The 13,460-nt window shown below is 36.2% G+C and carries 11 protein-coding genes; all 11 read right to left on the bottom strand.

The window, feature by feature from the left end:
• Position 1: 1 nt before the first annotated feature.
• Positions 2-628 (bottom strand): nucleoside triphosphate pyrophosphatase, encoded by a 627-nt coding sequence (locus Q4503_RS01765; RefSeq protein ID WP_215973080.1) that lies wholly within the window; start codon positions 626-628, stop codon positions 2-4.
• A gap of 19 nt (positions 629-647) precedes the next feature.
• Positions 648-1,127, bottom strand: coding sequence for a rod shape-determining protein MreD (gene mreD, locus Q4503_RS01760; protein ID WP_215973079.1), 480 nt, complete (start codon positions 1,125-1,127; stop codon positions 648-650).
• Positions 1,127-1,993: a rod shape-determining protein MreC gene (gene mreC / locus Q4503_RS01755; protein WP_215973078.1), complete on the bottom strand. Its 867-nt coding sequence runs from the start codon at positions 1,991-1,993 to the stop codon at positions 1,127-1,129. The genes mreD and mreC overlap by 1 nt, the downstream gene beginning before the upstream one ends.
• A 196-nt stretch (positions 1,994-2,189) precedes the next feature.
• Positions 2,190-3,233: a rod shape-determining protein gene (locus tag Q4503_RS01750; protein ID WP_215973077.1), complete on the bottom strand. Its 1,044-nt coding sequence runs from the start codon at positions 3,231-3,233 to the stop codon at positions 2,190-2,192.
• A gap of 241 nt (positions 3,234-3,474) precedes the next feature.
• A complete protein-coding gene (locus tag Q4503_RS01745; RefSeq protein ID WP_303601242.1) occupies positions 3,475-5,391 on the bottom strand; it encodes an EAL domain-containing protein in 1,917 nt (638 codons plus the stop codon).
• Positions 5,392-5,395: 4 nt separating this feature from the next.
• The gene (locus Q4503_RS01740; protein ID WP_215973075.1) at positions 5,396-6,067 is read right to left on the bottom strand and encodes a transglutaminase-like cysteine peptidase; all 672 of its coding nucleotides are present in this window, start codon (positions 6,065-6,067) and stop codon (positions 5,396-5,398) included.
• Positions 6,068-6,114: 47 nt separating this feature from the next.
• Positions 6,115-6,753: an OmpA family protein gene (locus Q4503_RS01735; protein WP_303601241.1), complete on the bottom strand. Its 639-nt coding sequence runs from the start codon at positions 6,751-6,753 to the stop codon at positions 6,115-6,117.
• On the bottom strand, positions 6,746-8,152 hold the full coding sequence (locus Q4503_RS01730) for a TolC family outer membrane protein (protein WP_303601240.1): 1,407 nt from the start codon (positions 8,150-8,152) through the stop codon (positions 6,746-6,748). The genes Q4503_RS01735 and Q4503_RS01730 overlap by 8 nt, the downstream gene beginning before the upstream one ends.
• A gap of 49 nt (positions 8,153-8,201) precedes the next feature.
• On the bottom strand, positions 8,202-9,575 hold the full coding sequence (locus tag Q4503_RS01725; protein ID WP_303601239.1) for an HlyD family type I secretion periplasmic adaptor subunit: 1,374 nt from the start codon (positions 9,573-9,575) through the stop codon (positions 8,202-8,204).
• Complete coding sequence (locus Q4503_RS01720; RefSeq protein ID WP_303601238.1) at positions 9,572-11,746, bottom strand: type I secretion system permease/ATPase; 2,175 nt, start codon at positions 11,744-11,746, stop codon at positions 9,572-9,574. Before Q4503_RS01720 ends, Q4503_RS01725 begins: the two co-directional genes overlap by 4 nt.
• Positions 11,747-11,877: 131 nt before the next feature.
• Positions 11,878-13,460: Ig-like domain-containing protein (locus tag Q4503_RS01715; protein WP_303601237.1), on the bottom strand; the 1,583-nt coding region annotated here is incomplete at its 5' end.

Genomic DNA, 13,460 nt, shown 5'->3' with positions numbered 1-13,460 from the left:
TTTATATTAATCCTTCATTGATACTTGACGGCAAACCTGCTTGAGCCAACAATTGTGTTGTTTCATATAGAGGTAATCCAACGACAGCGGAGTAACTACCATTAATCATAGTTACAAATTGCCCGCCAATACCCTGGATAGCATAAGAACCTGCTTTATCACATGGCTCCCCCGTATTCCAATAACGTTTAATTTCGTCAACAGTTAACGGTTTAAAATGAACTTGCGTTTCTACAAGGGCTGTTATTGCATGATAATTTTGTGGTGAATTTTTTGAGTCTTGAGTGATTATCGCTATTGCAGTTAATACTTGATGTTGTTTATTTTCAAGACGCATTAAGGTAGTTATACATTCAGCTTCATCGATTGGTTTCCCCAAGATTTCACCATTAATAACGACACTTGTATCTGAGCCTAAAACAATTGTCTGGGCTTTATTTTCTTCAGGTAAAGCAAGAAAAACTGTTAACGCTTTTTCTTTTGCTAAACGTATCACATAGTCTTCAGGCTTCTCATTACAATAAACCGATTCATCTATATTCGCAGGTTGGGTATTAAATTGGTAACCTAATTGCGCTAAAAGTGTTTTTCTTCTAGGCGATTGAGACGCCAAAATAAGTTGTTTCATACATACTCAAGTAAAATTGCTATTTAATAGAAAAATGTCTACGTACTTTTCGTAACAGATAAAAAACCCATGGCCACAGCACAATAGTAGTTATCACCGGATATAAATAGCTTGTAAGAAAAGCAACATTAATTAAAAAATGTTGTAACCAAAAAACTACTAAGTGATATAACGCTGCTAAAACACCGGTAATAAGTGCTTGTTGCCAAATGGAGAAATTGCGTATCTTTTGAAAGTTTTCTGCAACAATATAAACTGCAATTGCCATAGCCGCAGCATGAACACCTAAAACCGATCCTAGAATAACATCAAGTAAAAACCCCATAACCCAAGCAGTAATAATGTTTACTCTATCAGGTAAAGCCATACACCAATAAATAAGTACAATAAGCACCCAATCTGGTCGAAAAGCATCAACACTTAATGGTAGCGGCATAATGCTGGCAATTATAGCAATCAAGAGTGTTAGTAATATAATTATACCGTTATGAGCAAGCATTACTTCACAGCCTCAGTTTCTGTTTTTGGTGCAAAAATATTAATAGGATCTTCATCTGATAATAATAATAAATAACGTAAACGATCAATTTGCGCGATAGGTGTGCTATATACCCTTAAAAACTCTCTAGATTCATCGTTACTTATATACGAAATCGTTGCAACAGGGTAGCCTTCAGGGTACTTCCCTCCTAACCCCGAAGTAACTAATACATCACCTACTTGAACATCAGCACTTTGTGGCACAAAATTAAGGTTTAATCGGTCTATTTGTCCGCTGCCCGAGGCAAGTAACCTTAAACCATTACGCTTAACTCTAACAGGTACTGCATGAGAAGTGTCGGTAATGAGAATAATGCGAGAAGTTGTTTGACCAACATGTAATATCTGTCCAACAATACCTAAGGCATCAAGTACAGGTTGCCCTTCATAAACACCATCTCTTGCGCCACGATTGATCACTAATTGATGACTGTATGGGTCACTATCTACAGAGAGGATTTCAGCCACCATTTTCTTTAACTCACTACGCAATGGTGAAGCAAGTAACGTACGCAAACGTTCATTTTCTTGCTTTAGAATATCAAGTTGCATCGCTTGCTCATGAAATACTAATTCATTCAATCTAAAATATCGATTCTCATTCATCAATTGTTGGCGAGTGGTGACATTAGTTGAGATCCATGTCATGGCAACCTTAGGTGTATTAGCGATATATTGCAAAGGACTAATCATTGACTGTAAATAACCACGTAACGACTCAAAACTGGCCATTTTATGATCGAAGAAAACCAATAGAGCAGAACAAAACAGCACCAAGACAAGTCGGTGCTGTGGGGATGGACCATGTTTAAAAATTGGGTTCATAGAAAACCAGTTATGAATTGCACACTTCTAATTGCAAATTAATACTTATGACTTTTAAACCATATAAAAAATAATCAACCTAGTTGTTTTTTACATACTTTAATTCGAGTACACAGCAAAAGCATAAAATTAACAATAATTATTGCATACTTTTGACACTGTAATTGAATTAAAACGCAATAAGAACTAACCAAATTTATTCATAGGAGAAAAGGTCACCACCATGCATATCGATCATTTCTAGTGCCTTACCACCACCTCTTGCCACACAAGTTAACGGGTCTTCTGCCACAACAACAGGAATACCTGTTTCTTCCATCAATAAACGATCTATATCTTTTAATAATGCACCACCACCAGTTAGCACCATGCCACGCTCTGAAATATCTGAAGCTAATTCAGGTGGTGACTGCTCTAAAGCAACCATAATGGCACTAACAATACCGGTTAGTGGTTCCTGTAAAGCTTCAAGTATTTCATTGCTATTTAAAGTAAAACTACGTGGCACACCTTCAGCTAGATTACGACCACGAACTTCAATTTCAGCTAACTCATCACCAGGATAAGCTGAGCCAATTTCATGTTTAATACGTTCTGCTGTCGCTTCGCCGATTAGACTGCCAAAGTTACGACGCACATAATTGATAATGGCTTCATCAAATTTGTCACCACCAATACGCACTGAAGATGAATAAACGATGCCATTTAGAGAAATAATTCCGACCTCTGTAGTACCGCCACCTATATCAACAACCATAGAGCCAGTTGCTTCTGATACAGGCATACCTGCACCTATTGCTGCCGCCATAGGTTCATCAATTAAATGAACTTCTCGAGAACCTGCCCCCATAGCTGACTCACGAATAGCACGTCGCTCTACTTGCGTAGAACCACATGGAACACAAACCAAAACTCTAGGGCTAGGGCGTAAAAAATTATTGCTATGCACTTGTTTAATGAAGTGCTGTAACATTTTTTCAGTAACAAAAAAGTTAGCTATAACGCCATCTTTCATTGGGCGTATCGCTTCAATATTACCAGGAGTACGCCCTAGCATTAATTTTGCGGCCGTACCGACGGCAGCAACACTTTTTGAGCCACCAGTACGATCTTGACGGATAGCAACCACTGAAGGCTCGTCTAATACGATACCTTGATCTTTAACATAAATAAGGGTGTTGGCTGTACCTAAGTCAATTGATAAATCGTTAGAAAACATACCGCGTAATTTTTTAAACATAAGCTCGAAATGTCCTGTGAAAATGCGAGTTAATTAGAGCGTGTTATTACTTTAGAATAACAGATCGAACAATGATACCTCAGTATTACCAATTTGTGTTGCTTGTTTTGTATAAATTGCAAAAAAATATTTTTTTCGTTAAAAAAATAGCAAAAATCATCATTCAATCAGATAAAATACACTCATCAATATGGTAGTACTGAGTTCATATTGTGATAAATTAGTAACTGCCAATATCTTTTCAAATATCTTCAACTGGTGAAATATATCCTTGATACCCTTGTACTTTTAATGCATTAAAATGTGTTAGTTGTTCTTTATCTTCAATACCGGTAATAATGACATCGATTTGTAACCCTTTAGCTACATTAACAAGTGCCCGACAAAGTTCTTTGTTCTGATTTAATTTATCATAATAGGCAAATGATAAATCTAATTTAATATAGTCAGGTTGTAATTTATGTAAGTAGTCTAAAGATCCAATTTGACGTCCGCATTGATCTATCCCTATTTTAGCACCCGCTGCTCGGGTAATTTCAGCTAAATTAATACACTGCTCAAATAAATGAATGGCTGCCGATTCCGGGATTTCAAATGAAATGCGTTCCGCATGAACTGTTCGTTTAAGAAACCCACTTAACCATTGAATAAATTCATCATTTTGTAAACTATCATGAGTAAGGTTAATTGCGATACTATTATCTGCTTTCGCTAAAATATTTTGTTGTTCAATTGACTCTAATAAGCATTGATCAAGTTGGGCACCTAATGACAACAACTCGATAAAAGGCATAAATTCTGATGCTGTTACTATTTTGTCATCAATGGTTAATCGACAATATATTTCCCGGTGAATTATTTCTTGTGTTGCTATGCTGACAATAGGTTGCCACTGAAATATAAAAAAGTTGTTATTAATCGAATCGACTAATTTACTACGCCATTGCTCTCGACTATATTTTTGTGGCTGTTCAGCGTCTATCCAATAGCTTATTTTATTAGTTTGTTGTGCCTGTTGCAGAGCATTATCTGACTGTGCCAATAAATCAGAAGCATTCATATTTTCAATACGTTGGCTAATACCTAGCGCAAAACGCGTATTAGCTGTACAACCAGCTTTACTAATTTCTTGATTAATAATTCTAATTAACGATTGTAAATACAATTCAATCGTACTTTTCTCTGCTTTAGTAATTAAAAATGCAAACTCAGTGTTAGCAATACGAGCAATCACACTTTCCGCAATTTCAGGTAACTCCGCCTGCATTCGTTGTGAGACCACCTTAATAATCTCATCTCGCCCTTGAAAACCATACTTGGTATAAATATCTTCTAGCCAGTCAAACTTAGCTAATATAAGGCCACCAAAACCAGGTTCATTTAACCAATTATTAATTTGTGCTGACAAGTATTGACGATTAGGTAGTTGTGACACATGGTCAATTAATTTATCTTCTTTGAGTTCATTAACTTCTTTATCTAAAGTAGAAAATATTTGCTTTAATTGTCCAGACATCGAGTTTATCGCCTCCACTACATCTTTTAATTCTGTAGTTTTTGGTATCTCAATATCATGGCTAAATTTACGCTCTGAAATTTGCTTTGCTTGAATCGCAATATTGTTTAATGGTTTTAAAATACGATTAAGCTTAAATCTCAGTACAATAATTGAAAGTATAAATAATAAAAATAAAACCATCACAGTATTATTCATTACTCGCCATAGCTCTTTATACCCAAACGCTGGGTGTCCTTCTATTTCAAGAGTTGCTAACTGCATCCACCCAGAAGTTATTAAGGTTTCTTTTTTCTGAGATTTAAACAAATCTAAATTAATAAACCATTGAGGTACCCCTTCGATAAGAATAGGATTTTCCCAAACTTGTACTTTATCATTCGCTAACCACTTCAATGTAACTTTACGATAGAATCCTCCTTCAAAAATCACATTTACCAAGGTTTCGGCGGTAACAACATCTCCTGTTTCAAGATGAGGCTTTAGCATTAATCCTAATGAAGTAATGGTATTATTTAAATCTGATTCCATTTGCTGACTCATAAAGTCACGCGTTTGGGTAAACTGAAAATAAACCAAACTTGTCATAACTAATAAGAACAGTCCGAATAGTAATGAGTTTATTTCTCTAAATAAGGTCATGATCTTAAAACTCCATTTTTAGCTTGGGTTGTTTAAGTTTTGAAGTAGTGATACGTTCTCGTAGCTCACGCCAAAGTTTCAGTTTTGATGATTTTCCACTAATCACACCACGCCCCTTCTCTTTGTTTAGCCATAATTGACTGGCATTAAAACTATATATTGGGATTAAATCATTTCGCTGACTTGCGGGCTTAATAACACCATCAATATTGTCTAATATTAACGGCATGGCATTCGGGGTATCATAATAAGCAAGCACCATATGATATTGATTCAGTTTTACTGCTTTTACCATGGTGATCCTCATTTTTTCATCCGCAATACCAAGCTCTAATAATGTAAAGTATTTCGCTATTGAATAGTCTTCACAATCTCCGCCATTAACACCAATAAATTCAACAGGTGTTGCCCAATAGTTACTTACACCCCAAAGTATTTTATCGTCTATAAACCTAAAAAGATTAAAAAAATTATTCACTTCCTTTAATTTTTCAAGTTCAGAGATATCTGACTTCTGTTGCATTAAATTAAACCAAGTCTTACCTCGTTTACCTGCCCTTTCACCATAACTTTGCGTTAGCGATGATATAATTTTTTCTTCATCAAGTGGCAAGATAGATCGAGCAAAAATAGCTGGTGATAGCAACAGAATAAGTAGTACTTGAACAAATTTCATTCCAATACTTACAAAAAGAATATTGCTCGTAATACTACTCATTATAATTAATTAACTTGGTCTACCGTATAAATGGTCCATTTGAGTTCATCAATATTCTCTATATTTGAAATCTCGGCCATTATACGACGATTTACTGCATGATCTTGCTCCGTATCCCCCATAGCTTCTAAGCGCTCAAACCCATAACCAATAGTAGCAATTCTGCTTTTATCAATTGCAAAGTCATTTTCTAATACTGTAGCTACAGCTTCGGCGCGAGCATTAGAAAGCGCTTTATTCAACGCAGCAGTACCAACTTTACTGGTATGGCCTTCAACCAATACATTAATTGCAGAATTTTTCTCCAAAATGTCTGCTAATTTACTAATTTCAGCATAAGCTGCAGCAGGTATTTCAGATGAATTACGTTCAAATTTAATATCTATTTGAAAAGGTTCGATAGTAGATATCTTTGTGCCACAGCCATAATTATCGACAGAAGCTCCAATGGTAGTTCCATCACATTTTTCTCGTGCTTTTATCACACCATCACTATCATCATCAGCTAAATTAAATTGCTGTTCAACAGAATCCTCTAGGACAACAACCCGTGTATCAGCACATGCCATAAGCAGTAAAGCAGACACTATCATTGCCAAATACAGTGAAATATACTTATTGGGATTGCGTAATACTTTATTCATTGTATGCTCCTTCCTCATATTCGTGCTCTCCCTTCCAAGCGGCAGATCTAGTCACCCTTAGCGAGTCTAATAACTGTCCTGTTGAGTTTAATATACGATATTTAGCACTTAACTCATTAAAGTCTGCATCTAAATAATCTTGACGGGCTTGAAACAACTCATTTTCAGTATCAAGTAAATCAAGTAAATTACGTTGACCAATATCAAATTGTTGTTTGTAGGCTACTTGAGTGTCTTTAGAGGTTATAACATGTTGCTTTATATATTTTTTTTGTAAGGCTAACATTTGAAAAGCATTCCAAGCCAGACCAAAACTTTCTGTTACTTGCCTATGAGCACTTGCATTAATGTCTTGTGCTTCTGATACTTTATAGGCTGCACTTCTTTCACTGGCAATATCTTTTCCACCAGAATAAAAATTATAGCGCAAACGTAACATTGCTGAGGCATCATTACGGTGACCCCCCACATCAGCACCAAACTGATTTAATCCACTCTCGCCTCCAATATCATTATCTGAATTAGCAGCTAACTCTAACGATAATGTAGGGTAGTAATTTGATTTTACAGCACTTTTAAATGAACGTGCAGCTCTTATATCTTGTTGAGCTGATTTAATAACCGGGTGACGTTTAATTGCTAGATCTAGGCCACTTTCTTTATCTTTAGGTAGCATGTCAACATCGGGGACTGGAATCACTAAGTTTTCAGGCAGTGTGTTTGTTAAACGAATAAACTGTGTTCTTGCATCAAGGTGGTTATTTCGCGCGGCTATCATATTTGACTGTGCTCTAGCTAATCGCCCTGTCACTTGTGATAAATCAGCAATATTACCTAATCCAGAATCAGTACGCTCTTTTATTTGTTGATAAATTATTTCGTGTGATTCAATATTTTTTTGTGCTAACTCAATAAGTTGCTCTGTTTTAATATAATTCAAATATGCTTGCGCAACTTTCAAAGCGAGATCTTCAGCATTTGAAATTAAAGTCCATTGCTCTGCACTTGCTTCAAATTTAGTTCTATCTACTTCATGGCTAGTAAACATACCATCAAAAAGTATCTGTTTAATACTAATACCAAACTCACCACGCGCCAACTCAGTTTGACCGTTACTATTATTGAGTTCGGTCCTTCTATTACTTGGCGTATCTGTAAACTCATAACCATACCCAGCAGTTAAATCAACGGTAGGAAGGTAACCTGCTGATGCACGATTAACATCTTCTTCTTTCGATTTAAATCGAGCAAAAGACTGGCGAATATCAGGATGCGTATTAAGTGCTTCCGCAACAGCCTGCTCTAAACTTTGGGCATTACTACTAACCGACCACAATGTCGATAAACCTAGCACACCAAGTATTGCTATTTTATTCAAGGTAAAAACAACATTATTCATAAATATTCCCTGTTTGTATTATTTTTTATTCTTAATTTTTAGTTAAGCGCTATCGTTCCCTAAGTGCAGCTTCATTCGCCCGTAATATTGGGTTTAAAATATATTCCAAAATAGTTCGTTTACCAGTGATAACATCAACTTCAGTCAACATTCCTGGAATAATTGGCATTGCTTCACCTTTTTTGTTTGTTATGCTTGAAGCATCCGTACGTACTCTAATCAGGTAAAAGCTATTGCCTTCCTCATCTTGGGTCGTGTCTGCACTTATATGTTCAACTTTGCCTTTCAATCCACCATAGCGAGTAAAATCATACGCTGTAATTTTTACAACAGCAGGTAACCCCGGATAAATAAAAGCAATATCTCTTGGTTTTATTTTAGCTTCAACCATCAATTTATCTTCTGTAGGTACTATTTCTGCAATTGTTTCCCCAGGTTTTACTACACCACCTAATGTGTTGATATGAATTGTTTTAATCGTACCAACAACAGGAGATAATATTAAGGCTTTAGTAACTTTATCTTGAGCACCAACTTGTGATTCATTAATACGAGATAATTTATTTTGCATATCATTAAGTGTTGCCCTAGCTTCTGATCTATAAGCAAGCGCTGTTTCTCGACGATTTAATATTGATTCTTGTAATGAGGACTTTAACTTAGGTGATAGTAGCCGTACTGCACTCAACTCGCCTTTCAGCTCATTAACACTACGCTCTAATTTATATAATTCTATTTTAGAAACTATATTTTTTTCAGCGAGAGGCCGCGTAAGATCAAGTTCTTTACTCGCTATTTGGTAACTTATTTGCAGAGTGTTAATTTTAGAATCTAACTCAGCAACTTCTTGCTCTCTCTGCTGAATTTGTTGTTCTTGAATAGCTAATTGATTTATTAAATTATCTAACCTTCCAGAATATTCTTCTTTTTGTCTTTCAACCATAAATTCGGCATTTTGCAGGAGATCATCAGGGTAAACAGGTATATTTTTATTAATTTCTATTTGACGTTGCCACTGTTCATTATGGCCAATTAAGATACTTGAAAGTTCGGCTCTAAGACGAATCACATTTGCTCGCAAACTATTAACTTCTTGTTTTTGTTCAGCAAAATCTGATCTGAAACGGGTGTCATCAATTCTTGCTATAGGTTGCCCCTTCACAACCTGCATACCTTCTTGTACAAATAACTCTTGTAATACGCCACCATCTAAACTTTGAACAATCTGCACTTGTGTTGAAGGGATAATTTTACCTATGCCAGAAGTAACTTGCTGTAGTGCTGCAAAATAAGACCACACAAGAAAACACAAAAGTAAGCTAGCCATAGCCCAAATAGTTAAGCGATGTAAACTTGGTACTTCAGTTAGCATTGCGCCATAGACATCGTCAGCCATTTCTAAATCTTGTTGACTCACCTTCATGCGCTTGTCTCTTGATTTAATTGATTACCTTTTAGCTTTGCTAATACTTCATCTTTTGGACCATCTATTATTAATTTACCTTTGTCTAACACCAGAATTCTATCAACCAATTTTAACAAATCCATTTTATGTGTAATTAATAACATAGTACGATCTTTAGCCGTCGCATGTATTGATTTAATAAACTGCTTTTCAGCCCGAGCATCAAGGCTAGCAGTTGGTTCGTCTAATAATAATATTTGAGGCGAATTTAATATTGCTCTTGCTAACGCAATAGACTGCCTTTGCCCACGAGACAGGGCATTACCACTCTCGCCCACTTGTTGATCAAGTCCTTGACTATTCTGATCAGTAAAAATACTGACCCCAGAAAGTTGCACAGCTCTAATCAGTTGATATTCTGTAACTTGTCTAGTACCAAAGAGTATATTATCTCTGATAGTACCGTGAAATAACACGATATCTTGTGGTAAGTAACCAATATTCTTACGTAAATCACTGGGGTGTATTTGTTGGTAATTCAAACCATCAAATTGTATAGAGCCTTGACTAGGTTGATAAAGTCCAAGCAATAATTTTGCTAACGTGGTTTTACCTGAGCCGTTATGTCCAACAATCGCAACTCTTTCGCCTTGACGAATATTCACAGACATCGGTTTTAAAGACGGGATATCCGCATTTGGGTATTTAAAACTCACATTATCAGCATTAATATTACCCGCAAGCTTATTTCTACTGACTAAATGTGCTTTATCTTCAAATTCACCTTCTTGTTCCATTAAAAGATCAAGTTGCTTTAACGCACTAATGGTTTGATTAGAGCGCGTCATTAAACCTGCAAGTTTGGCAACAGGTGAAATAGCTCTGCCTGTTAACATTACTGCCGCGATAATTCCGCCCATTGAAATTAAGTTATCCGAGACTCGATAAACCCCTAAAACCACTACAGCAACAACTGATATTTGCACAATAAAACTAGCAAAATTTAACACTGAATTCGTAATAATTTTTGATTTAAGCAACCAAGTAGAGGTGTGCCCTATCATTTGTTGCCAGGCATTTTGAACAACACCTTCGGCTCCATTGGCTTTGATCGACTCTAAAGTGCTTAAACACTCAATTAGATGGCCGTGTCGTAAGCTGGAATACTTATTCGTTTCTTCAATTGCTTGCTTGAGCTTTGCTTGATTCAACAAGGTATAACCAATAATCAAGATAGAGGCAATAATAGGAAACATCACTAAGTCTCCAGCAACAAGCCAAATACAAAACATAAAGAGCAGTGCGAAAGGTAAATCGACAACTGCACTGATAGTTGCAGATGATAAGAACTCTCTCACATTATCAAATTCACCTATTTGCTTAGCCATTCCACCAACACTTGGAGATCGTTTTTCAAGGGGCATACCTATGACTTTTGCGAAAAGCTTCGAGGAAACTTCTATATCAATTTTTTTACCCGCGACATCAATTAAATAACCACGTAGTTGCTTTAAAATCAAATCAAATATATAAGCAATTCCGGCACCGACAGCAAGTACCCAAAGTGATTCAAATGCAAGATTAGGAACGACTTTATCATAAACATTCATAACAAAAAGAGGCGAAACTAACGCAAAAATATTTACCATGATAGAAGCTATAATCACATCACGGTAGATAGAGGAAGTGTTTTTAATTCTTTTCCACAGCCAATGCTCTTTCGAACTATCGTGCTGAACATCAAAATTTCTATCGCCACGATATTGTTGCTTTACTAAAAACAAGTAGCCGACAAAATTTGATTCGAGCTCTTCAATAGTTAATAGCTCTTCTCCACCAGTTTCAGGCAAGGAGACTATTGCTTTATTATTTTCAATATCAAGCTCTTGTAAGACTATTGCTTTTTTATCTTTGAGCATCAAAATACAAGGTAGCAACATTGAAGGCAGTTCGTTCAAGCCTTTACGTACTAGCTTGGCACTTAGCCCTGCCCGAGAAGCTGCTTGAGGTAAAAGTTCAGGCGTTAAATTTGTTTCTGTCAGTGGTAAACCTGCTGAAAGAGCATCAGCAGAGCAGGGATTGCCAAAATGCTCAGTGAGGAGCACTAAGCTATCTAATAAGGGATCTGAACTTAACTTTTGTGAAGCATTGATTGACCACTCAGATGACGGTTGCACTGTTGATTGCACGAAGTATTTGATCCCTTAAAATAAATTCACTGTCTAACTAACCTGAACTTGGCTAATGACCTAATGATGTATAAATACATATTACACCATTAGATCATTTTTAATATCATTTACTAATATTATCAGATTAATTATATATGGTCGTTGGAGTCAAGTTCAATTTGTTGTGGAACATTCTCTGGAGACGCATCACTGATCAATGTAGCCCCTTCTTTTAATAGGCTATTTGTCACTATTGTTTCAGTATCTCCCGCTTTAGCTACATCTTGAGTATCTGTTTCTAATATTAGTTCTTCTTTATTAGACTGTGAAGTATTTTTTAACGCACTATTTTCAACTAAAGCGTCAAACTGCATGTATTCTTCAATACTTTCATTGTTTGTTTCGCTAAAAAGCTCCGCCATATCATAGCTAATTAATTGATCCGGCACTTCTTGATCTTGGTCCTCAATAACATCTGGTATCTCTATCAGCTTCTCTTCTGAAGAAGTCCGAGATGAACTAGTCACCTCATTCGAATATGTAAAGTTTATTTCTAGTGTTGCATCATCTGTTTCAGGATTATTTGTATCACTATCCTCTATTGTATAAACAATATTCAAGTTATCAGGTATTTCAACAACTTTAGTGCCTAATGGTAACTCAAAAGAATACTCTCCTGTGTTATCCATTATAAAAGTACCAAAAGTAGTTATAATAGTATGAGAGGTTACATCATCATTAAAGATAAAATCTGAGCCATTATAATTAAACTTAACTATCGTGACTAATCCATCATCTGAAGTATCCATATGGTCGTCTGAAGTTCTACCGGTTATAACATTACCACCAATACTTGAACTACCTGTGATGTCACTTCTACCAAAATCACTTAAATCAGAAAAAGTTAAATAATTATAATCATTGACGGCAACAGGTGCTGAATCATCAATATCAATTGTCACCGTCGCTATATCTGTGTCAGTTCCATCACTTAAAGTGTAATTAAAACTTGGATAATCACTACCTAAAATATAACCATCACTATTATTATAAGTGAAATCACCTGCCGCATTAATGGTTACTGCTCCACCATCAACATTCACAGTCGCAAAACCATCAGCCCCAAAAACCAAATCAACACCATTAACTTGCGTTATGGTGAGCACTGCCCCATCACCACCATCATGATCGGCAATACCATCATTACCATCGACATGTGTGATAAGGTTACCGCTAACGCTTTCCCCTTGATAAATACTAAAGCCATCATCTTCTGCCACAGGTGGAATATTATCAGCAGGTGTCACCACAATCGTTAACGTTGATTCATTAGTATCACCGATACCATCTTCAACAAGATAAGTAACAACAGGCACTGCTCCGTTAAAGTCTGGCAGTGGCGTAAAAGTATAAGTGCCGTCTCCATTTAATAACAAGGTGCCTTTATCTACTATCGTGACAGGTACACCAACAGGATAATTAGTTTCATCTACACCATCACCGTCACTATCAACACTAAAGCTTGTTACTTTCAACCCAGCTTCAGGGCTTGAGGCATTGGTTAGTACACTACCTGAAGCTACTTCATCTTCCGCTATCTCAACATACTCATTATCATCAATAAGATCTGACTCAGGTGTCACCACAATTGTTAGTGTTGATTCATTAGTATCACCGATACCATCTTCAACAAGATAAGTAACAACAGGCACTGCTCCGTTAAAGTCTGGCA

It is taken from the genome of Colwellia sp. 6_MG-2023, from assembly GCF_030547765.1.
Classification (GTDB): domain Bacteria; phylum Pseudomonadota; class Gammaproteobacteria; order Enterobacterales; family Alteromonadaceae; genus Colwellia.
The sequence above is the reverse complement of the archived record's forward strand: the minus strand, read 5'-3'. Positions and strand labels throughout refer to the sequence as shown.

Bases quoted from the DNA above. Each gene is read 5' to 3' on its own strand.
- Q4503_RS01765 (WP_215973080.1), bottom strand. From the start codon at position 628: ATGAAACAACTTATTTTGGCGTCTCAATCGCCTAGAAGAAAAACACTT.
- mreD (WP_215973079.1), bottom strand. From the start codon at position 1,127: ATGCTTGCTCATAACGGTATAATTATATTACTAACACTCTTGATTGCT.
- mreC (WP_215973078.1), bottom strand. From the start codon at position 1,993: ATGAACCCAATTTTTAAACATGGTCCATCCCCACAGCACCGACTTGTC.
- Q4503_RS01750 (WP_215973077.1), bottom strand. From the start codon at position 3,233: ATGTTTAAAAAATTACGCGGTATGTTTTCTAACGATTTATCAATTGAC.
- Q4503_RS01745 (WP_303601242.1), bottom strand. From the start codon at position 5,391: ATGACCTTATTTAGAGAAATAAACTCATTACTATTCGGACTGTTCTTA.
- Q4503_RS01740 (WP_215973075.1), bottom strand. From the start codon at position 6,067: ATGAAATTTGTTCAAGTACTACTTATTCTGTTGCTATCACCAGCTATT.
- Q4503_RS01735 (WP_303601241.1), bottom strand. From the start codon at position 6,753: ATGAATAAAGTATTACGCAATCCCAATAAGTATATTTCACTGTATTTG.
- Q4503_RS01730 (WP_303601240.1), bottom strand. From the start codon at position 8,152: ATGAATAATGTTGTTTTTACCTTGAATAAAATAGCAATACTTGGTGTG.
- Q4503_RS01725 (WP_303601239.1), bottom strand. From the start codon at position 9,575: ATGAAGGTGAGTCAACAAGATTTAGAAATGGCTGACGATGTCTATGGC.